Here is a 21,214-nt window from a genome sequence, read left to right on the forward strand (position 1 = left end):
GCGCGATGACACGCCGTTTCGACGTCGGCGACCATGTGAGCTGGAACTCCGAGGCCGGACGGGTGTCCGGCACGATCACCAGGGTCCACACCGGCGACTTCACGTTCCGGGGCCGTACGCGCCGCGCGTCCGAGGACGATCCGCAGTACGAGATCGAGAGCGACAGGACCGGCCGCACGGCGGCTCACAAGGACGGGGCCCTGACCCGGACGTCCGGCGGCGGCTAGCCGCGATGGCGCCGCCGTTCCTCACCGTGGGCCACTCCGACCGCACGTTCGAGGAGTTCGCCGCCCTGTTGGAGGAGGCCGCCGTGGAGGCGGTGGTCGACGTGCGCAGGCTTCCGGGCTCCCGCCGCAACCCGCAGTTCGACGAGGAGGCGCTCTCCACGGCCCTGAGCGCTCTCGGCGTGCGCTACGAGCGCGTCGCGGAGCTCGGCGGCCGGCGCCCCGTCGCCGGGGGCGTGCCCCCCGAGGTCAACGGGCTCTGGCGCAACCGCGGCTTCCACAACTACGCCGACCACGGGCTCTCGGCCGAGTTCGGGGCGGGGCTCGCCCGGTTGCGCGCGGCGGGCGCGGCCCACCGCGCCGCCGTGATGTGCGCGGAGGCGGTGTGGTGGCGGTGCCACCGGCGCATCATCGCCGACCACCTCCTCGCCCACGGCCACGAGGTCCTCCACATCATGGGCGGCCACCGCGTGGACGCCGCCCGGCTCACCCCGGGGGCCGTCGTGCGCACCGACCGCGTCGTCACCTATCCGGCACCGCCCTCGGAGGGGCACGGCCCCGGGTCCGCCCCGACGGGCGCGTCCCCCCGGGGGTGACGCAGCCCGCCCCCGGGCGGGCCGGGTGCTCCGGGCGGTCCGGCGGGTCGGGGCGCCGCCGCACCGCACCCCGCTGCGACCACCGCCGCCCCCGACCACCCGGCCGGGGACGACGGGCGTCCGCGCCCCTGCGCGTCTGCTCCGCACCGCCCGCCCGCGCGCGGGCCGGGCCCGTGGGCTACATTTCTGGCCATGACGCACCCCCCTCTCGGCCTCACAGCGGAGTTCGTCCGGGACCTGTTGCGCGAACAGCACCCCGACCTGGCCGACCGTCCCCTGCACTCGGGCACGCGGGGCGCGGGCAACCAGATGTGGCGGCTCGGGGACGACCTCGCCGTGCGGCTGCCGTGGACGCCGCGTTCCGCGGAGGCGCTGGTGCGGGGGGAGCTCGCCTGGCTGCCCTCCCTGGCGCCGTGCCTTCCGCTGCCGGTCCCGGTCCCGTTGCGCCTGGGCATGCCCGGTGCGCGGTTCCAGCGCCCCTGGGCCGTGACCACCTGGGTGCCGGGCACGCCCGCGGACCGCGCCCCGGTCACGGACGCCGCCCGTGCGGCCGAGGACCTGGCGGCCTTCCTGACGGCCCTGCACCGGCCCGCGCCCGAGGACGCCCCCGTGAACCGCAAGAGCCGGCGCCCCCTGGCCGGCCACGCAGAGCAGTTCGCCGAACAGTTCGCCTCGGCCACAGCCCAGGGGCTGGTCGAGGACCCGGAGGCGGTGCGCGCGGTCTGGGAGGACGCGGTCGCCGCGCCCCGCTGGCAGGGGCCGGCGCTGTGGCTGCACGCCGACCTGCACCCGGCCAACGTCCTGACCCGCGACGGCGCGTTGTGCGGGGTGATCGACTTCGGCGACCTGTGCGCGGGCGACCCGGCCTGCGACCTGGCCGCCGCCTGGATCCTGCTGCCGGACGGCGGGCTCGACCGCTTCCACCGGGCCTACCGCCCGGCCTCGGACCCCGCGACCCTGCGCCGTGCCCGCGGCTGGGCGGTGCTGTGCGCCCTCGGCGGCGTGCTCGTCGGCGAGGCCGGCGTCCGCGGACGCCCCGGCGGCCACGACACCTGGGGGCCGCCGGCCCGGGCCGCGCTGCGCCGCCTCGCCCGGGGCTGAGGAGGGCGGTCGGCGGCACGGGCCCTCGTGGACCGGCGCCGCCGACCGGGCGGCGCTCCCGTCAGCGCAGCGTGGTGCGGGTGAGCGAGAGGTCCTTGGTCTCCCTCACCAGGGTCAGCACCACCAGGAGGCTAATCGCGGCCACCCCGACCAGGTAGAACGCCGGCGTGAGAGCGCTGCCGGTGCTGCTGACCAGCCAGGTCGCCACGAACGGCGCGGTGCCGCCGAACAGCACGTACGCGGCGGTGTAGCCGACCGCCGAGCCGCTGGCCCGCAGCTGAGCGGGGAACATCTCCACCATCATCGGCACGTTGGACGTGCCGATCACGGCGACGAGCGCGGCCAGGACCGAGGTCCCCACCAGCGCCCCGGCCAGCCCGGTCGACATCAGCTGGAACGCGGGGTAGGTCAGCAGGACGAACCCCCCGCAGGCGACCATCAGCATGGGCCGCCTGCCGAAGCGGTCGCTGGCCGTGGCCATCAGCGGGCACGCCGCCGTGTACGCGAGCATCGCGACGACGCTGGTCATGAGCGCCTGGGTCTTGGTGTAGTCCAGCGACTCCGACATGTAGCTGATCATGTACGAGCTCATGAAGTAGTAGCCGACCGCGTTCGTGATGCTGTAGCCGAACAGCGTGAACATCTGGCGCCCGGAGACCCGGAAGGCCTGCCGCAGCGGGCTCTTCGTGGTGTTCTCCTGCGCGGCCATCTCGCGGAAGACCGGGGTGTCGTCCAGGCGGGAGCGCAGGTACAGGCCGATGGCTCCGAGCGGGCCCGCGATCAGGAACGGGATCCGCCAGCCCCACGACATCAGGGCCTCCTCGCTGAGGGTGCCTGTGAGCAGCACGCCCACGCCGGAGCCGACCACCGCGGCCACGCCGACGGTGATGGGGACGGCGCTGGCGTACCGGGCGCGGCGGCCCTCGGGGGCGTACTCCATGATGAAGGACGAGGCGCCCGTGTACTCGCCGCCGGTGGAGAAGCCCTGGACCGTGCGCATGAGCAGGAGCAGCAGCGGGGCGCCGAGGCCGATCGCCGCGTAGGTGGGCAGCAGGCCGATCCCGAGGGTGGCGCCGCTCATGCACAGCACGCTCAGCGCGAGGGCGCGGTTGCGGCCGATGCGGTCGCCGTAGTGGCCGAAGAACAGGGCGCCGATCGGCCTCGCGACGAACCCCGCCGCGAAGATCGCCCAGGTCGCCAGCAGCGCGGCGGCGGGGTCGTAGTTGGGGAAGAACAGCACCGCGATGGTGGCCGACATGACGGCGTAGGCGCCGGAGTCGAACCACTCCACGAAGTTGCCGATGGCGGTGGCCACGGTGACGCGGCGGCGGACGCCGCCCATGTCCCGGGGTGGCGTCGCGGGGGCTTCCTGATCGTTCAGCACCGTACCCGAACTCCTCTTTCTCACTGCCCGGGCCTGGCCCGGGATCGATGTTAGGGGGGACAAGAGACGGGGCGGCCCGCCGGGGTGGCCTGGCGCGGCCGGGTGCGGCGGCGGGGGCCGCCGCCGCACCGGTCTCTCAGACCGTGTCGCGTCGTCGCAGCTCGGCGCGCTGGACCTTGCCGGTCGCGGAACGGGGGAGGCGTTCCGCGAAGGCGATCAGGCGCGGGTAGGCGAAGCGCGAGTGGTGTTCGCGGGCGAAGGCGCGGATCTCGTCGGCGAGGTCGTCGCCGGGGCGGTACCCGTCGGCGAGTTCGATCCACGCCTTGACGACCTGTCCGCGCAGCGGGTCGGGCAGGCCGACCACGCCCGCGTCGGCGACCGCCGGGTGCTCGCGCAGGGCGGCCTCGACCTCGTAGGGGCCCACCCGGTACCCGGAGGTCTTGATGACGTCGTCGGTGCGGCCCAGGAACCAGTAGTAGCCGTCGGCGTCGCGGGTGGCCTGGTCCTTGGTGCGGTACCAGTCGCCGCCGAAGCTCTCGGCGGAGGCGTCGGGCCTCCTCCAGTAGCCGAGGGGGAACTGGGGGTTGCTGCGCGCGCGGAGGCAGATCTCCCCCGGCTCGCCCTCGGGCACCTCGTTGCCGTCGGCGTCCAGGAGCGCGACCTCCCACCCGGGGAGCGGGCGCCCCACCGAACCGGGCTTGACCGGCACGCCGGGCAGGTTGCCCAGCAGCGGGTAGGACTCGGTGGACCCGTAGTAGTCGAGCGGGGTCACCCCGAACTGCTCGCGGAACCAGGCGATGAGGTCGGTGGTGAGGGGCTCGTTGGAACAGCACACCACGCGCAGTGCCTGGGGGTGGCGCCGCCCGGCGTCGGGGACGTCGGCGCGGAGCTTGCGCAGCAGGGTGGGGTTGACCAGGGCGGTGGTGACCCGGTTGCGGGACATGGCGGCGAGCAGGCCCTCGGGGTCGAAGCCCGCCCGGGGGCGGTAGACCAGGTGGGTGGCCCCGACGCGCAGCGGACCCATGAGCTTGGCCATGGACCACGCCCAGTCGCCCGCGCCGTAGAACACGTCGCCGGGGCGCAGGTCGTGGCAGTACCGGAACTCGTTGTGCCCGAGGAGGGTGCGGTGGGCGTGCACGATGCCCTTGGCGGGGCCCGTGGTGCCGGAGGTGTAGAAGATGAGGGCGGGGTCGTCGGCGGCGGTGGCGGCCGCCTCGTACCGGGGCTCGCACGCGGCGATCGCGGGGTCGTCCACGTCCACGATCCGCACGTCGGCCGGGGACGGCGCGTCGCCGGCCCCCTCACCGCCGAGGGAGGCGACCGCCGCGACCGCGTCGGCGGCCCGCCCCAGGGAGGCGTTCTCGGTGACGAGGACGGTGCTGCCGGAGTCGGCGAGCCGGTAGGCGATGGGGTCGTCGGCCCACAGCGGGGACATGGTGACCAGGACGGCGCCGGTGCGCAGGACGCCCAGGTAGGCGGCGGGGGTGTCGGGCCGCTGGGGCAGCAGCACGGCCACCCGGTCGCCCTTGCGCACGCCCAGGGCGTGCAGGTGGGCGGCGACGCGGGCCGCCCGGTCGCGGATCCGGTCCCAGGTGACCTCCTCCCGGTGGCCGGTGTGGTCCTCGAAGACGAGGGCGACGCGGTCGCCGGGGTGGTGGTCGGCGACGTCGACCGCCATGTTGTAGCGCTCGGGCGCCTCCCAGTCCTGCTCCTCGCACAGGAGCCGGTAGAGGCGGTCCCCCTCGGCGAGCGCCTCCGGGGTGGGTGCGGCCGGGGACTGGGCGGGGTCCGGGACGGCGGTGCCCGGGGCCGCGGCCCCGGCTCCGGCTCCGGCTCCGGAGTGCGTGCCGTCCTCGGTTCCGGTGGTGGTCATCGGGTGGTCTCCCCTGTTTCCTGCTGTGGCGTCGGTGGTGGAGCTGCGGTTCAGCGGCGCTTGGCCAGGAACCGCTCCATCTCCCGCTGGGGCTCGCCGCTGGCGTAGGCCTGGGCGTGGACCCTCTTGGCCGCGGTGATGGAGTCGGTCAGCGCCTCGTCGTCGATCTCGCGCAGGCGGGCCTTGGTGAGGGCGACGGCGCCGGGGGGCAGGGAGGCGAGGGAGTCCGCGAGGGCGAGTGCGGCGGGGAGCACCTCGTCCCGCCCGGGGACGAGCCGGGTGAGCAGGCCGAGACGGTGGGCCTCGTCCCCGTCGACCAGCTCGCCGGTGAGGGTGAACTCGATGGTGCGGGCCTTGCCGAGGATGTCCCACATGGCCCAGATGCCGGTGACGCTGGGGATGCCGGAGCGGACCTCGGGCTGGCCCATGCGCACGCCGGGGTGGCCGACGCGCAGGTCCGCGAGGAGCGCGAACTGGAACCCGGAGCCGGCGGCGACGCCGTTGACCGCCGCGATGGTGGGCTTGTCGATGCCGCGCAGGGCCCTGTAGAGCAGGTCGAAGTCGTCGATCCACGCCTCGGCGGCGGCGTGGTCGGCCGGGTCGATGTCCCGGGTCTCGGCCAGGTCCTGGCCCGCGCAGAAGGCGGCGCCGGCGCCGGTCAGCACGACGGCGCGGCAGTCGGCGTCGGCGCCCGCCTCCTCGAACAGCCCGACCAGGCGGGTGCGCATGGCGCCGGTCCACGCGTTGAGCTTGTCGGGGCGGTTGAGGGTGATGACGGTGGCGTGGCCCTCGGCGAGGGGTTCGCGGTGCGCCAGGACGAGGTCGTCGTTCGGTGACATGCCGATGCCTTTCACGAATTCACAAGCAGGGGTGCGGCGGACGGGGTCGCGTACGCCGGAGGATCGGGCGGAGCCGGTGCTCCCCGGTGGTCCCCGGGCGAACCCGGGCCCTCCGCCCTATGAACGACATCACAACAGCTCACCGCCGCCGGCGTCCAACACCAGTTGGGACCTCCCGCGATATCGCAGTGATATGACCGGTAGGGTCCCCGCATGGAACTGCGCCACCTGCGCTACTTCACGGTGCTCGCCGAGGAGCTGCACTTCGGCCGGGCCGCAGCCCGGCTGCACATGGCCCAGCCGCCGCTGTCCCAGCGCATCCGCGACCTGGAGCGCGAACTGGGCGTGCGGTTGTTCGACCGCGGCCGCAACCAGGTGCGGTTGACCGAGGCCGGGGCCCTGCTGCTGGAGCACGCCCGGCCGGTGCTGGAGAGCACCGAGTCGGCCCTGGAGGCCATGCGCCGCATCCGCCCCGGGGAGAGCGGGATCCTGCGTGCGGGGATCCCGCCGGACACCATGCCCGCCACGCTGCGCACCCTGGTCGCGGAGCTGGCGCGCAACGCCCCCGACGTGCTGGTGGACCTGCACGAGCTCACCACGGACGAGCAGCTGCGGGCGCTGCGCGAGGGCGACCTGGACGCCGGGGTGGTGCGCCACCCCTCCGACACCACGGGCCTGGAGTCGGGCCCGGTGGCCCACCGGGCCCTGGGGGTCCTGCTGCCCGCCGAGCACCCGCTGGCGGGGGGCGGGCCGGTGCGGCTGCGCGACCTCAACGGGATGCCGCTGGTGGTCTTCCCCCGGGCGATGGCGCCGATGCTCTACGACCAGGTCATGTCCGCGTGCAGCTCGGAGGGGTTCCGCCCCGGGGCGATCCGGCACGCCCGCAACCCGCTGTTCGTCAACGGCCTGGTCATGGCCGGGCGGGGCGTGCACTTCAACGAGAGGCCCCTGGGCGGGCTCCCCGAGGGCCTGGTGTGGTCACCTCTGGAGGGGAACCCGCTGGCCTGGCGCACGTCGGTGGTGTGGCCGCCCCGGCGGCGCCACGCGAGCGTGGCGGTCTTCGTGGCCGCCGCGACGGCGGGCCTGGAGGCCGCCGGGCACGTGGTCCAGCCCCACCCCGGGCCGGGACCGGACTAGCGGACCGCCCCGGGGCCGGCCGCGTCCGGGGACCGGACTCCCCGTCACCGGCCCCCGCCCGCCGGCGGTAACCTGCTCCCCCGACCGCACGCACGTTCCGTGAGGAGACCACCACCATGGGCTCGAACGCACCGGCCGGCCCCGAGGCCGCGGCCCTGACCGAGATCGTCGAGGGCGTGTACGCGTGGGTCCAGCCCGACGGCACCTGGTGGGTGAACAACGCGGGCGCGGTCGCCGGCGAGGACGGCCTCCTGGTGATCGACACCTGCGCCACCGAGGCCCGCACCAGCCGCTTCCTCGGCGCCCTGGCACGCGCCACCGGCGGCGCCCCCGTGCGGTGGGCGGTCAACACCCACCAGCACGGGGACCACGCCTACGGCAACAGCCTGCTGCCCGACTCCACCGCGCTCATCGGGCAGGCCGCCATGCGCGAGGCCCTGCTCCACGACCCGTTCTTCGACGCCTGCCCGCCGTTCTGGTCCCCCTCCCCCGACTGGGGCGGGGTCAGCAGGCGCGCCCCGTCGATCGTGCTCGACCGGGGGCTGACCGTGTACACCGGCCGGCGGCGCGTGGACCTGCTCCACCCCGGGTACACCGCGCACACCCCCGGCGACGTCGTGGCGTGGCTGCCGGAGGAGCGGGTGCTGTACACCGGTGACCTGGTGTTCCACGGCCTCACCCCGCTCGTGTTCATGGGCTCGCTGGAGGGCGCGCTGCGCTCCCTGGAGTGGCTGCACGCCTTCGCGCCCGACCACGTGGTCCCCGGACACGGGCCGCTGTTCGGCGCCGCCGAGCTCGACGCTGTGCTGGGCGCCCACGAGCGCTACTACCGGTTCGTCCTGGAGACCGCGCGCGCCGGGGTGGCCCGAGGGCACACACCGCTGGAGACCGCCCTCGCCTGCGACCTGGGCGAGTTCCGCGACTGGGACGACGCCGAGCGCATCGCCCTGAACCTGCACCGCGCCCACGCCGACCTCACCGGCACCGCCATGGACCTCACGGCGGCGCTGTCCGACGCCGTCGAGTGGAACGGCGGACCGCTCCCCACCCGGCTCTGACGCGGTCACCGGGACCGGCGCGACAGGAACCGCCCCGCCCCCTCCCGGAGCCCGTACAGCGCGCCGACCGCCCTCCCGGCCCCAAAACGTCGTCGGCGCGCGGTTCACTGGCGGGGACGCGGCGCCTCACGAGGCGCCCGTCCCGCCCTCCACCCCCTCTCCCCAGGAGCCTCCGTGCGCCCCCTCGACCTGGACCGCCGCTCCGTCCGCCGCCTCGCGATCACCCGCCAGAGGCTGGCCGGTCCCCGGCCCGCCGCCGACGCCGACGGGCTGCGCGAGGTCCTGCGCGCGCTGCGCTGCCTCCAGCTGGACCCCGTCGCGGTGGTCGCCCGGAGCCACCTGCTGGTCCTGTGGAGCAGGGTGGGCCGGTTCGACGGGGCCGACCTCGACGCCCTCCTGTGGGACGAGCGCTGGCTGTTCGAGTACTGGGCCCACGCGGCGTCGATCGTGCTGACCGAGGACTACGCGCTGCACCGGGGGCTGATGCGCCGCTATCCGAGGGGCGTCTCCGCCTACGGACGGCGGCTGGTGGCCTGGGTCGAGGCCAACGCGGAACTGCGCGAGCACGTCCTCCAGCGGCTGGAGGACAAGGGGCCCCTGCCCGTCGGCGGGTTCGAGGACCGCTCCGCGCTGCCCTGGGAGTCGGGCGGATGGACGAAGGGGCGCAACGTCGAGCGCATGCTCGACCTGCTGTGGACCCAGGGACGGGTGATGGTGGCGGGCCGGGAGGGCGGCAAGCGCCTGTGGGACCTGGCCGAACGGTGCCTGCCCGAGCGCACCGACCGGACCGAGCTGCCGGACGCGGACATCGTGTCGCTCTCGGCCGAGCACGCCCTGCGGGCCCTGGGCGCCGGACGCGCGAGGGACGTCGCGAACCACTTCGTCCGCGACCGGTACGACGCGCTGCCGGAGGCGCTCGAACGGCTGGTGGCGGACGGCCGGGCGGTGCGGGCCCGGGTCGAGGGCGCCGACCCGGGAGAGCCGTGGTTCGTGCACGCGGACGTCCTCCCGCTGCTGGAGACCGTGGGCGGGGAGGCGTGGGGGCCCAGGACCGTGCTGCTGTCCCCGTTCGACAACCTGCTCTGCGACCGCGAGCGGACCGAGCTGCTGTGGGGTTTCCGCTTCCGCACCGAGATGTACGTGCCCAAGGCGCGGAGGGAGTTCGGCTACTACGTCCTGCCGGTCCTGCACGGCGACCGGCTGGTGGGCAGGATCGCGCCGAGGTTCGACAGGCGGCGCGGCGTCCTGGACCTGGAGAACGTGTACGCCGAGCCCGGCGCGGCCGGGGTCCGGGCGGCGGGCCCGGACGCCGGGGCCGCCCCGTCCCCGGACCCGGCCTCCGCCGAGGAGGTCGCGGACGCCGCGGAGGGTGTCGCGGGCGCGGTCGCCGACCTGGCCGGGTTCCTGGGGGCGCGCGAGGTGGTCTGCTCGGGCGCGGTGCCCGAGCCCTGGCGGGAGACGCTGCGCCGGGTCGAGGCGGCGCCCGTCCCCTGAGGCCGCCCGCTCGGAGCGCTCCGCCACGACCCCTGACCTCCCCGGTCGCGCCCGTCCCCTGGGGCCCACCCGCCCCTCGCGTAGCGGTTCCGCTCCCGGACCGCGAACAATCCTTCATTTCCGATATTTACTACCTATTTAGTATGCATTAGCCTCATGGGGGTGACCACCACAGCGCTCCCCCGGCGTCCGCTCCGTATCGCGCTCGTCGGCGCGGGCCCCAGGGCCACCTCCCTCCTCGAACGGATCACCGCCAATGTCCACGAACTCCTCCCCGACACGATGCTCGAGGTTTGCGTCGTAGATCCTCACCCGCCCGGCGGCGGCCGGATCTGGCGGCGCGCGCAGTCGCCCCGGCTGTGGATGAACACCACGGCGAACGACTGCACGATGTTCACCGACGCGTCGGTGGTGTGCTCCGGGCCCGTCGTCCCCGGACCGACGCTGACCGAGTGGGCCGAGGACCTCGCTGCGGGACGCCTGCACAGGCCGCCCGGGTTCACGGCCGACGCGGCCGACCTCGCCGAGGCCCGCCGGGTCCATCCCGGCTGGTTCGCCACCCGCAGGTTCCAGAGCCGGTACCTGTCCTGGGTCTTCCACCACGTGGCCGAGCGGGCCCCGGGGAGGGTGGCCGTCCGCTCCGTGGCCGCACGGGTGGTGGACCTGCGCGACCTGGCCGACGGGCGCCAGCGCCTGTTCCTCGACCGCCCGCCGTATCCGGTCCCGGACCGCACCGCCGGCACGGGCCGCCCGCCGGCTCCCGGGAACACCCTGGACGCGGACGCCGTCGTCCTGGCGCAGGGCTCCGCCGGCACCGGCCCCACCGAGGAGGAGCGCGAGCTCGCCCGGCACGCCGCCGCGCACGGCCTCGTCCACATACCGACCGCCTCCACCGCCGACATCTCCCTCGACGCGGTCCCGCCCGGCGAACCCGCGCTGGTGCGCGGCATGGGACTGGCGTTCGTGGACACCGTCGTGCTGCTGACCTCCGGGAGGGGCGGCGTCTTCCGCAGGGACCCGGACGGGACCCTGCGCTACTCCCCCTCCGGCTCCGAGCCCGTCCTCCACGCCGGATCGCGGCGCGGGGTGCCCTACCATTCCAAGATCCGCTACCACCTGCCCGGGGCGCGCCCCGAACTGCCGAGGCACGTGAGCACGCGGGCCCTGGACGCGCTCGGCCCCGACCCCCTCGACCTCCGGGAGGACGTGTGGCCGCTCGTCGTGCGGGAGCTGGCCCACGCCCATTACCGGGAACTGGCGCTGTCGCACCCCGAGCGGCTGGACGTCGGCGCGGAGGAGTTCGTCCGGCGGCTGGACTCCCTGGACTGGTCGGGGGCCCAGCTCAAGGAACTGGTCTCCGAGGCGGTGCGCGAGGACGGGGACCGGTTCGACGCCGGGCGGATCGACCGGCCGCTGGCGGGACTCAGGTTCGCCGACCACGACGCGCTCGGCGCGTGGCTGGACGGTTACATCGGCGCCGACCTCGAACGGCGGCGCGACCAGCGGTACAGCATGGACCTGGCGGTCTTCTTCGCGCTGCTGTCGGTGTTCACGGTGATCTCCGAGGCGATCGGCTCCGGACGGATCTCCCAGGAGTCCGCGGCGCGGGACCTGCCCCGGTTCACCGGGTTCTTCAGCTACCTGGCCAGCGGGCCGCCCGGCCCCCGGCTGGAGGAGCTCCTGGCGCTGGCCCGGGCGGGGGTCCTGCGGTTCGTCGGCGCCGACATGGAGGTGGACACCCCCGAGGGCCTTTTCCTGGCCAGGTCCTCCAGCACGGACGCGACGGTCGGGGCCTCCGTACTCCTGGAGGCCAGGCTGCCCGAACCCTCGCTGTCCCGGACGACCGACCCGCTGCTGCTGGCCCTGCTCCAGCGCGGGGAGATCCGCGAGCGGCCCGGCACCGGGCTCGTCGACGCCGACCCGGCCGACCAGCGGCTGCGCGGCGCCGACGGGACGCCGCACCCGGCCCGGTTCGGCGCGGGCGCGCTGGTCGCCGGCGGCGTGGGAGCGGGCGGGTTCTCCCGTCCGCGCACCAACGCCGGGTTCTTCCGGCAGAACGACGCGATCGCCCGTGCCGTCCTGGGCGGCCTGCGCCCGTGAGGGGGCGGGCGGCGGTCCCGTCCCCTGAGGCCCGTCCGCTCGGAGCCGCTCCGCCACGACCCACGCCCGCCCCGACCGCGCCCGTCCCGTGAGGCCCGCCCCTCGCGTCGCGGTTCCGTCCGGGTCCGGGAGTTCCGGGGAGCCCGGGCCGGCTCCCTCCCGGAACGGCCCGCCACCGGTCCTCCCCGGTCCCTCACCCCCCGACCGGTATCCGACACAGGCCGGAGGTTTACATTGTAGATTCCTTTTGTCCGGCAGCGGCCGACCCCTGCGACCACGGAACCCGGTTGACGCGGACGGCCCCGGAGGGGGAGGCTCCGTCACGTCCGGCGCCCGCCGGCCGCCCCGGAGGGGCCGCGGACAGGAGGTCGGACATGGCGGACGCGCGACCGGCGGAGGACCCGCCCCGCCCGTCGGAGGGGCCCGGCTCCGGAGGGCGTGCCCCCGCACCGTGGTCCCCGCCCGCGCCGGAGGAGATCACGACCGCGCGGATGGTGCTGGAACCCCTCACGCCGGACCACGCGGGCCCGATGCTCCCCGTGCTGGCCGATCCGGCGCTGTACGCGTTCACCGGCGGGGGACCGCCGACCGCGGACGGCCTCCGGCGCCGCTACGAGCTCCAGTCGGCCGGGCGGTCCCCCGGCGGGGAGGAGTCGTGGTTCAACTGGATCCTGTGCCCCCGCGACGGGAGCGGCCCTGCGGGGTTCGTGCAGGCCACCGTGGTGCTCGGGGCGCCGGGCCCGGCTGCGGACCTGGCGTGGGCGGTCGGCGTCCCCCACCAGGGGCGGGGCCTGGCCGCCGAGGCGGCCCTCGGGATGCGCGACTGGCTGTCCGCCCGCGGAGTCCGCCGGTTCGGGGCGTGGGTCCACCCCCGCCACGGAGCCTCGGCGGGGGTGGCGCGACGGCTGGGCATGGCCCCGGCCCCGCGCCGGGACGCCGACGGCGAGGTGCGGTGGGAGTCCGGGGGCTGAGACGCCGCGGCCCCGCGCTCCCCCGGCGGACCCGCACGGGGCCGCGCGTGGGAGGGGCGCACGGGACGGGCGCACGGCCCCGGGCGGGCCGGACGTGCTCAGCGCGTGCGGAGGAGCTTGCGGTTGACGAACTCGGCCATGCCGTACTCGCCCAGCTCGCGCCCCACCCCGGACGCCTTCACCCCGCCGAACGGCAGGTCGGCCTGGGTCCGCGACGGCGCGTTGACCGACACCATGCCCACGTCGAGCCGGTCGGCCACGGCCAGGGCCGCCTCCTCGTCCTCCCCGAACACGACGCTGCCCAGGCCGTAGGGGGTGTCGTTGGCCAGCTCCACGGCCTCGTCGACGGTGGCGACCCGGTGGACCACGGCCACCGGGCCGAAGATCTCCTCCCGGTAGGCGCGGGTGCCGGGGGCGACCCCGGTGAGCACCGTGGGCTCGACGAACGCGCCCGGGCGGTCGGGGCGCCCCCCGCCGGTGAGGACGGTGGCGCCGTGGGCGACCGCGTCCGCCACCTGGCCGGCGACGTGCACGGCCGCGGCCTCCGAGGACAGCGGCCCCAGGTCCACCCCCTCCTCGGTGGGGTCGCCGACCCTCAGGCGCGCGACCGCGTCCACGAACCCCTCCACGAACGCGTCGTACACCTCGTCCAGCACGATGAACCGCTTGGACGCGGTGCACGCCTGGCCCGCGTTGCCCATCCGCCCGGCCACGGCGGCGCGGACCGCGCGCCCCAGGTCGGCGTCGGGCAGGACGATGAACGGGTCGGAACCCCCCAGCTCCAGCACGGTCTTCTTCATCGCGCGCCCGGCGACCTCGCCGACGGCGCGCCCCGCCCGCTCCGAGCCGGTGAGCGAGACCCCCTGGACCGCCGGGTGCTCGATGATCCGGACGCACTGCGCCTCGGTGGCGTACAGGTTGGTGTAGACGCCCTCGGGGAGGCCCGCGTCGGCGAGCAGGCCGGCGACGGCCCCGGCCGACTCCGGGCAGCTCGGCGCGTGCTTGAGCAGGACGGTGTTGCCGAGCGCGATGTTGGGCGCCGCGAACCTCGCCACCTGGTAGTGGGGGTAGTTCCACGGCATGATCCCGAGCAGCGCGCCGATGGGCTCCGTGCGCACGGTCGCGGTCCCGTGGGACACGTCCAGGACCCGGTCGGCGGTGAACGCGGCGGCGTTCTGCGCGTAGTAGTCGTAGATCCGGGCGCACAGGTCGACCTCCCCGAGCGCCTCCGCCGTGGTCTTGCCCATCTCCCGGGTGATGATCCCGGCCAGGCGCTCGCGGTCGGCCCGGTAGCGCTCCGCCGCCGCGGCCAGGTACGCGGCGCGCTCCGCGACGGGGCGGAGGCGCCAGGTCCGGAAGGCCCTCCCCGCGGCTTCGACGGCGGTGTCGACCTCCGCGTCCGTGGCGGTCGGGAACCTCCTGACGAGGCGTCCCGTGGCGGGGTCGGTGACGGCGTACTCGGTCATGCTCGGTTCCTTCCGGGAACGTGGGGTGCGGCGTTCTCCAGCTCTCCGGCGCCCAGGCGGCGGGTCACGTCGGTGAGCACCTCCAGTCCGGCGAGGAGGTCGGCGTCCTCGGTGTACTCGCCCTCGTTGTGGGAGACCCCGCCCGCCGAGGGGACGAAGAGCATCACGGTGGGCACGCGCTCCTTCATGTTGATCGAGTCGTGCCCGGCGACGGTCATGATCTCACCGCTGCGCAGGCCGAGCCGCTCGGCGCTGGCACGGGCCAGTTCGACGCCCTCGGGCTGGTAGGGGTTGACGCCCCAGGAGTGCGAGAGCGTGCGCTCGACGGTGACGTTCGCGGCCGCCTCGACGCGGGCGACCTCGGCGAGCAGGAGCTCGTCGGCCTCGGCGAGGACGGCCTCGTCGGGCGAGCGGAGGTCGAGCAGGAGCGTGGCGCGGGAGGGCACCACGACCGGGGAGTTGGGGTACACGTCGAGGCGGCCGACGGCGGTGTGCAGGACGCCGGGGAACCGGTCGGCGAGCTCGCGCGCGGCGACGACGAGCATGGACGCGCCCACGAGCGCGTCGCGGCGGTCCTCCATGGCGGTGGCGCCGGAGTGGGCCTGTTCGCCGTGGACGGTGATCTCGTACTTGCTCGCCGCCCAGCTGGCGCCGACCAGGCCGATGGTGGTGCCGGAGTTCTCCAGGAGGCGCCCCTGCTCGATGTGGATCTCGGCGCACAGGACGGCCTCCGGCCCGTCGCCGTCACCGAGGAACCCGGTGGGGGCCAGGGCCTCGGCGACCGTGGTGCCCGAGCTGTCGCTCGCGGCGAGGGCGGTCTCCAGCGGCAGCTTGCCGGTGTAGACGGCGCTGCCCATCATGGACGGCGTGAACCGGGAGCCCTCCTCGTTGAACCAGTTGACCACGGCCAGGTTGTGGACGGGGGGCGCCTCCGCACCGTCCTCGGCGGCGATGCGGAAGACGGCGTGGGCCGCGGCCAGGACCCCGTAGGCGCCGTCGTAGCGCCCGGCGGTGGGCTGCGAGTCCATGTGGGACCCGACCACGACGTAGGGGGCGCCGGGCACGCGCTCCAGGAGTCCGAACTGGTTGCCGACGCGGTCGTAGACGACGCGCAGCCCGTTCTCCTCCAGCAGGCCCGCGAACCAGCGGCGCTGGGCGTTGTCGGCCTCGCTCGCCGCCTGGCGGTCGACGCCGCCCGAGGGGGTGGCGCCGAAGGAGCTCATGGTCTCGAAGTCCCGCAGGAAGCGGGCGTCGTCGGCCGCGGGGTCGCGCGGCGGTCGGGGCGGGCTGGAGGTCATGGCCTCGTTCCTCTGCTCGTCGGGCACGGGTGGGTGGTGTCGGTGCGGGGCGCCGGCCCCGGGTCAGGAGGCGCCGGGGGCGCGGACCGCGGGGTCCTGCCTGACGTGCAGGACCGCGGGGAGCCCGCTCTCCAGGGCCCGGCGCAGGGCGCCCCGGAAGTCGGCGGTGGCGGTCACGGTCTCCCCGTACCCGCCGTAGGAGCGTGCCAGTGCGGCGAAGTCGGGGTTGGTGAGGTGGGTGCCGGAGGGCCGCCCCGGGTAGTGCCGCTCCTGGTGTTCGCGGATGGTCGCGAAGACGCCGTTGTCGACGACGATCGCCGTGAACACCGCACCGTAGCCGATCGCGGTGGCGATCTCCTGGCCGTTCATGAGGAAGCACCCGTCCCCGGCGACGGAGACCACCTGGCGCCCGGGCTGCACGAGGGAGGCGGCGACGGCGGCCGGGATGCCCATCCCCATCGCGCCGTTGCGGGGCGCCAGGAGGGAGCGGGCGGACCGGTGCTCCAGGTAACGGGCGGGCCAGACCGCGTGGTTGCCCGCGCCGTAGGTGATGACGGCGTCGTCGTCGAGCTCCTCGCGCAGCACGCCCATGGCGGCGGTGAGGTCGACGAAGCCCCCGTCGTCGGCCGCCGCGACCGGGGTGGAGAAGGCGGTGTGGGCGTCCCGGGCCCCGGCCAGGCGCCCGGGGTCGTGCCGGACCGGTGCGCCCCCGGCCTCGGCGAGGGCGGCGACGAACCCGGCGGGGTCCGCGACGAGGTGCTGGTCCAGTCGCCCGCTGTGTCCGAGGGGTTCGCCGGGGAGGACGACGACGGTCTCGGCCCGGCCGCCCCGGGTGTAGCCGTCGCTGAGCACGTCGGTGCGGCAGGCGCCGACGAAGAGGGCGAGGTCGGCGTCGTCGAGGAGTGCGGCCGCGGCGTCGGAGCGGCCGTAGCCGAGCGAGCCCGCGTAGGGGCTGTCGGCGCCGTCCAGCCGGTGGGGCACGGCGTCGTAGGCGCGGAAGTCGGCGAGCACCGGGATGTCGCGGGCGGCGGCCCAGGCGGCCAGCGCCGCGCCGTCCGCGTCGGTCCAGTTCTCGCCGCCCACGACGACGACGGGCCGCTCGGCCCGGTCGACGCGGGCGAGGGCCCGGGCGAGCGCGTCGGCGTCCGGGCGGCCGGACGGCAGCGCGCGGGGCTCCACCGTGTCCGCTCCCCCGGCGGAGAGCCGGATCACGTCCTCGGGCAGGCCGACCACGACCGGCCCGGGGCGGCCCGAGCGCGCGAGGCGCACGGCGTCGGAGACCACCCGGGCCGCCGCGGCCGGGTCGTCCAGGGTGACCACGGCCTTGGCGGTGCTGCCGAACCACGCGGTGAGGTCGAACTCCTGGAACGCCTCCCGCCCCCGGTCGGCGACGGGGATCAGCCCGACGAACAGCACGAGCGGCGTGGCGTCCTGGTGGGCGGTGTGCACGGCGATGAACGCGTTCGCCGCGCCCGGCCCGCGGGTGACCATGGCGACGCCCGGGAGGCCGGTGAGCCGGCCCTCGGCCAGGGCCATGAACCCGGCGCCGCCCTCGTGGCGGGTGACCACGGTGGTGACGGAGGAGTCGTGCAGGCCGTCGAGCACGTCGAGGTAGGACTCCCCCGGTACCCCGTAGACGCGCTGGACCCCCTCGCGTTCGAGCTGGGCGACGACGAGGTGGCCCGCCGAGCGCGGGCGGGCGGGGTCGGTGGTGGACATGAGGGGCGGTGCCTTCTTCCTGGTGGGGCGGTTCGGGGCGCGGGGAGGCCGTCGGACTCCCCGGTGGGGCGGGTCAGAGCGCGAGGAGGCCGGTGAGGGGTTCCCCCGCGCGGATGCGGGCCACGAGGCCGGGCTCGTCCCGGTCGGAGCGCAGGGCGCCCTCGACCAGGGACCGGTCGAAGGTGCGCGGGTCGACCACGAGGAGCCCGTTCTCGTCTCCCAGGACGAGGTCGCCGGTCCGCACGCGCACCCCGCCGACGGTCACGGGGGCGCCCACCGCCCCGGTGGCGGTGCCCAGGCGCTTGGTGGTGCGGCAGGTGGAGCCCCGCGCGTAGACGGGGAGACCGCTGTCCCTGAGCGCCGCGAGGTCGGTGACGGGGCCGTCCACGACGATCCCCGCGCCGCCGCGGGCGGCGACCGCGGCGGCGGTGACGGCGCCGATGGGCGCGTGCGCCCCGCCGTCGACCCCGACGACGAGGACGCCGCCCCGGGGCAGCCGGACGAGGGCGCGGTTGACCGCGAGGGCGTCGGGTTCGGCGAGGTGGACGGTGAGCGCCTCACCGCCCATGCGCGGGGCGCCCGGGGTGACGGTGCGCACGGCGGGGTCGCAGAACCCCTCCTCCAGGACGTGGCCGAGGGTGGGCAGCTCCACCCCGGCCAGCGCCCGCAGGAGCGCGGCGGTGTCGGGTCCGGTGTCAGGCATCGGCGGCACCGGTCCCCCCGCCGGGGCGGTCGGCGAGGACCGCGACGCAGTCGATCTCCAGCGCGACTCCCCACAGGGACACGCAGACGGTCGTGCGCGCGGGAAGCGCGTCGCCGAACGCCGCCCGGTAGACCCGGTTGTAGGTCTCCAGGTGGCCGGGGTCGGTGAGGTAGCCGTTGACCTTGACGACGTGGGCGAGGGAGCTCCCGGCCGCCTCCAGGACGGTGCGGAGGTTGTCGAGGGTGCGCGTGAGCTGCTCCTCGAACGTGGCGGGGGTCGCGCCGTGCTCGTCGGAGGGCAGCTGCCCGGAGGTGTACACGAAGCCGTTGGCGACGACCGCGTGGGAGAACGCGCCCACGGGTGCGGCGAGTCCGTCGACCGCGCCGAGTCTGCGGGGGGTCACGCCCGCACCTCCGTCCCCGCGGTCCCGTCCGCCCCGGTGGCGTCGGCGGCGTCGAAGTCCTCGCCTGCGACGGACTTCAGGAGCAGGAGCGCCACGAGGGACAGCAGGGAGGCGCCGAGGATGTACCAGGCGATCGACGAGCTCTGCCCGGTGAGCGAGAGCAGCCCGACGGTGACGGCGGGCGTGATCGCGGAGCCGAGGAGGCCGGACAGCATGTACGCCACGGACAGGCCGGAGTAGCGGATCCGGGAGCCGAACTGCTCCGCGAGGAAGGTGGCGATCGGGCCGTAGTTGGCGGAGAAGGCGACCATCATCAGGGCGTAGGCGGCGAAGACGAGCGCGGCCGAGCCGGTGTCGAGCATCCAGAAGAACGGGAACGCCAGCAGGGCCTCGGCCGCCACACCGGCCAGGATCACGGGCTTGCGCCCCACGCGGTCGGAGAGGCGCCCGAAGGCGGGGATGGCCACGAAGGCCAGGGTGCAGGCCACCAGGACCGCCCACAGCATGAGGTCCTCGGAGTGCCCCAGTTCGGCGGTGCCGTAGTTGACGCCGGAGGTGACCAGGAGCGTGAAGGTGGAACCGGTGGACAGGGTGGCCACGCCGCCAAGGAGGACCTGCTTCCAGTAGTGACGCATCAGGTGGGCGAACGGGAGCTTCGCCTTGGCGCCCTGGTCCTTGACCTGCTGGAAGCTGGGGGTCTCCTCGATGTTGAGCCGGATGTAGATGCCGACGCCGACGAGGAGGGCGGACAGCAGGAACGGCACGCGCCAGCCCCACGTCAGCAGGGCGTCGTGGTCGACGGCGGCCAGGACGCCGAGGAAGGCGAGGTTGGCGATGAGGGTTCCCGCCGGGACGCCGACCTGGACGAGCGAGCCGAACCAGCCCCGCTTGTGCGGGGGCGCGTGCTCCACCGTCATCAGGACCGCGCCGCCCCACTCGCCGCCCAGGGCCAGGCCCTGGACGAGGCGGAGGGTGAGCAGGAGCAGCGGGGCGGCGACGCCGATGGCCCGGTAGTCGGGGACCAGGCCGATGGCGACGGTCGCGGCGCCCATCGTGATGAGGGAGACGAGCAGCATCGACTTGCGGCCGAGGCGGTCGCCGAAGTGGCCGAAGAGGACCGCGCCGACCGTGCGCGCCACGTAGGCGGACGCGAAGGTCAGGAAGGCGAGGATGGTGCCGACCGCGCCGTCGAGGTCGGGGAAGAAGACCTGGTTGAAGACGAGGGCGGAGGCGGTGCCGAACAGGAAGAGGTCGTACCACTCGACGGTGGTGCCGATGACGCTGGCGGTCGCGATCCTCTTCATCTTCGCGGGCGCGAGGCGGTCCCGGCCCGCTGCCGCGGGGTCGGCGCCGACGGGGGGTGTGGGGCTTGCGGTCATGGAGGTCTCCGGTTGAGCTGTGGAAACAGCGCGGTGTGTCTCGGCTCATACTCGGTGCGCCGCAGGTCGGAGCTCAATCGGCATTCACACACGATTTCCCCGCCAGACTGTGTAAATGCACACGGGCCCACGGTCCTTTTGCGGGGGAAACCGCCGACCGAGCAGAAGAGGCCCAGGTGGAGGGGGGTTTGCGAACTCCCGGCACGCCCCCACCGGCGCCGACCCCTGGCATTTCTCCCATGTATCGCCCAGATGACGTTTTCGGAGGGCCCGATGACCGCCGAACCCGGCCCCGCGCACACCGCGCCCGGCCCCCCGACGTGGGCGCGGATGCTCGAACTCCTCGCCGAGGACCGCGAGAACCTCGTGGACGACTTCCTGCGGCGGCTGGGGGACCTCGGCGGCTACACCGGCGGCGCGGTCCCCGAGGACGACCTGCGCAGGACCGCCTCCGACACCCTCGACATGCTGATCCGCCGGATCGCGGGCGCCCCGCTGCCCGCCCGCCTGCGCGGCCTGCCGGAGCGGCTCGGCGTGCGCCGGGCGCGCCAGGGGGTCCCCAGGGAGAAGCTGCTGGAGGCGGTCCGGCTCGACTTCCGCGTGATCTGGGCGGGGCTGGTGCGGGCGGGCGGCCCCGGGTCGTCGGAGGTCCTGGTGCTGCACGCCGAGGAGATCCTGACGACGGTGGAGGAGTACATCAGCGACGTGCAGGCCGCCTTCCTGGAGGAGCGGGCCGTCCTGGCCCGGGACTCGCGCGCCGTGACGGCGCAGGCCTTCTCCCGCCTGCTCAACTCCGGGGAGCGGTCGGCGGAGGTCGCCTCGGAGGTGGCGGCCGTGCTCGGCCTGCCCGAGCACGGCCGGTTCGAGGTCGCCTTCGTGGCCGCGCCCTCCGCGGCCCGGGGCGGGGCGCAGGGCCGCATCACCCGGGAGCGCGAGCGGGGACGCCACCTGAGCTGGGAGTTCGACGACGGGATCGCACTGGTGAGGGAGGTCGGCGGGCCCGGGTGGGCGGCCTCCCTGGAGGGGGTGGCGGGCGGCCTGGTGGCCGACGCGGCCGGGCTGGCCGCGGTCCCCGCCGCCGTCGGGGCGGCCAGGGTCCTGTCCCGCTACGCCGGGGAGCGCGGCGGCCTGGTCCGGGAGGACGACGTGTGGTTCGCGGTGGCGGGCGACCAGGTGCGCCGCGTGCTGCCGGGGTTCGGGGGCGGCGCCGCGGCGCGCCTGGCCCGGCTGCCGCCCGGGCCCAGGGCGAGGCTCATGGAGACGCTCTCCCACTACACGGCCACGGGCTCGGTCAAGGACACCGCGGCGTCGCTGTACTGCCACCGCAACACGGTGGTGAACAGGCTCCAGGCCTTCCGCGAGGTGACGGGGCTGGACCTCACGGTCCCCCGTGAGGCGGCGCGCGCCCTGGTCCTGTTCGCACCGGAGCACCCGCCCGGCCGGCCCTGACGGCGCCGGCCCGACCGGGT

18 protein-coding genes are annotated in these 21,214 nt (G+C 75.3%); 9 read left to right on the forward strand and 9 right to left on the reverse strand.

Annotated elements, in window-relative coordinates:
• Window positions 1-5 precede the first annotated feature (5 nt).
• From OUQ99_RS21440 to OUQ99_RS21450, 3 genes are all read left to right on the forward strand, one after another.
• On the forward strand, window positions 6-227 hold the full coding sequence (locus OUQ99_RS21440; RefSeq protein WP_267945587.1) for a DUF2945 domain-containing protein: 222 nt from the start codon (window positions 6-8) through the stop codon (window positions 225-227).
• Between the two features lie 5 nt (window positions 228-232).
• The gene (locus OUQ99_RS21445) at window positions 233-820 is read left to right on the forward strand and encodes a DUF488 family protein (protein ID WP_267945588.1); all 588 of its coding nucleotides are present in this window, start codon (window positions 233-235) and stop codon (window positions 818-820) included.
• Between the two features lie 192 nt (window positions 821-1,012).
• Entirely contained in the window at window positions 1,013-1,921 is a 909-nt protein-coding gene (locus OUQ99_RS21450; RefSeq protein WP_267945589.1) for an aminoglycoside phosphotransferase family protein, read from the forward strand.
• 61 nt (window positions 1,922-1,982) lie between these two features.
• Here OUQ99_RS21450 and OUQ99_RS21455 read toward each other — a convergent pair whose 3' ends face one another.
• The 3 genes from OUQ99_RS21455 to OUQ99_RS21465 all read right to left on the reverse strand — a co-directional run bounded on the left by OUQ99_RS21455 (window position 1,983) and on the right by OUQ99_RS21465 (window position 6,017).
• The gene (locus tag OUQ99_RS21455; protein ID WP_267945590.1) at window positions 1,983-3,305 is read right to left on the reverse strand and encodes an MFS transporter; all 1,323 of its coding nucleotides are present in this window, start codon (window positions 3,303-3,305) and stop codon (window positions 1,983-1,985) included.
• A 136-nt stretch (window positions 3,306-3,441) separates the two neighbouring features.
• Complete coding sequence (locus tag OUQ99_RS21460) at window positions 3,442-5,178, reverse strand: acyl-CoA synthetase (RefSeq protein WP_267945591.1); 1,737 nt, start codon at window positions 5,176-5,178, stop codon at window positions 3,442-3,444.
• Window positions 5,179-5,228: 50 nt separating this feature from the next.
• Window positions 5,229-6,017, reverse strand: coding sequence for an enoyl-CoA hydratase/isomerase family protein (locus tag OUQ99_RS21465; protein ID WP_267945592.1), 789 nt, complete (start codon window positions 6,015-6,017; stop codon window positions 5,229-5,231).
• A 213-nt stretch (window positions 6,018-6,230) separates the two neighbouring features.
• Here OUQ99_RS21465 and OUQ99_RS21470 point away from each other — a divergent pair, with 213 nt between their 5' ends.
• From OUQ99_RS21470 to OUQ99_RS21490, 5 genes are all read left to right on the forward strand, one after another.
• Window positions 6,231-7,154 (forward strand): LysR substrate-binding domain-containing protein, encoded by a 924-nt coding sequence (locus OUQ99_RS21470; RefSeq protein WP_267945593.1) that lies wholly within the window; start codon window positions 6,231-6,233, stop codon window positions 7,152-7,154.
• Window positions 7,155-7,270: 116 nt separating this feature from the next.
• Window positions 7,271-8,212, forward strand: coding sequence for an MBL fold metallo-hydrolase (locus OUQ99_RS21475; RefSeq protein ID WP_267945594.1), 942 nt, complete (start codon window positions 7,271-7,273; stop codon window positions 8,210-8,212).
• A gap of 174 nt (window positions 8,213-8,386) precedes the next feature.
• Window positions 8,387-9,706: a winged helix-turn-helix domain-containing protein gene (locus OUQ99_RS21480; RefSeq protein WP_267945595.1), complete on the forward strand. Its 1,320-nt coding sequence runs from the start codon at window positions 8,387-8,389 to the stop codon at window positions 9,704-9,706.
• Between the two features lie 162 nt (window positions 9,707-9,868).
• A complete protein-coding gene (locus OUQ99_RS21485; protein ID WP_267945596.1) occupies window positions 9,869-11,806 on the forward strand; it encodes an FAD/NAD(P)-binding protein in 1,938 nt (645 codons plus the stop codon).
• A 374-nt stretch (window positions 11,807-12,180) separates the two neighbouring features.
• Window positions 12,181-12,777: a GNAT family N-acetyltransferase gene (locus tag OUQ99_RS21490; RefSeq protein ID WP_267945597.1), complete on the forward strand. Its 597-nt coding sequence runs from the start codon at window positions 12,181-12,183 to the stop codon at window positions 12,775-12,777.
• A gap of 98 nt (window positions 12,778-12,875) precedes the next feature.
• On the opposite strand, the gene OUQ99_RS21495 is transcribed toward OUQ99_RS21490, so the two are convergent.
• From OUQ99_RS21495 to OUQ99_RS21520, 6 genes are all read right to left on the reverse strand, one after another.
• A complete protein-coding gene (locus tag OUQ99_RS21495) occupies window positions 12,876-14,243 on the reverse strand; it encodes an NAD-dependent succinate-semialdehyde dehydrogenase (protein WP_267945598.1) in 1,368 nt (455 codons plus the stop codon).
• Entirely contained in the window at window positions 14,240-15,541 is a 1,302-nt protein-coding gene (locus OUQ99_RS21500) for a M20 family metallo-hydrolase (protein WP_267950439.1), read from the reverse strand. The genes OUQ99_RS21495 and OUQ99_RS21500 overlap by 4 nt, the downstream gene beginning before the upstream one ends.
• A 63-nt stretch (window positions 15,542-15,604) precedes the next feature.
• On the reverse strand, window positions 15,605-17,260 hold the full coding sequence (locus OUQ99_RS21505) for a thiamine pyrophosphate-dependent enzyme (RefSeq protein ID WP_267945599.1): 1,656 nt from the start codon (window positions 17,258-17,260) through the stop codon (window positions 15,605-15,607).
• 73 nt (window positions 17,261-17,333) lie between these two features.
• Entirely contained in the window at window positions 17,334-17,963 is a 630-nt protein-coding gene (locus OUQ99_RS21510; protein ID WP_267945600.1) for an RraA family protein, read from the reverse strand.
• A complete protein-coding gene (locus OUQ99_RS21515) occupies window positions 17,956-18,366 on the reverse strand; it encodes a RidA family protein (protein WP_267945601.1) in 411 nt (136 codons plus the stop codon). Before OUQ99_RS21515 ends, OUQ99_RS21510 begins: the two co-directional genes overlap by 8 nt.
• A complete protein-coding gene (locus OUQ99_RS21520) occupies window positions 18,363-19,745 on the reverse strand; it encodes an MFS transporter (protein WP_267945602.1) in 1,383 nt (460 codons plus the stop codon). Before OUQ99_RS21520 ends, OUQ99_RS21515 begins: the two co-directional genes overlap by 4 nt.
• Window positions 19,746-20,018: 273 nt before the next feature.
• On the opposite strand from OUQ99_RS21520, the gene OUQ99_RS21525 reads away from it, so the two are divergent.
• Window positions 20,019-21,194, forward strand: coding sequence for a helix-turn-helix domain-containing protein (locus OUQ99_RS21525; protein WP_267945603.1), 1,176 nt, complete (start codon window positions 20,019-20,021; stop codon window positions 21,192-21,194).
• Window positions 21,195-21,214: the final 20 nt, after the last annotated feature.

It is taken from the genome of Streptomonospora nanhaiensis, assembly GCF_026642255.1.
GTDB classification, from domain to species: domain Bacteria; phylum Actinomycetota; class Actinomycetes; order Streptosporangiales; family Streptosporangiaceae; genus Nocardiopsis; species Nocardiopsis tropica.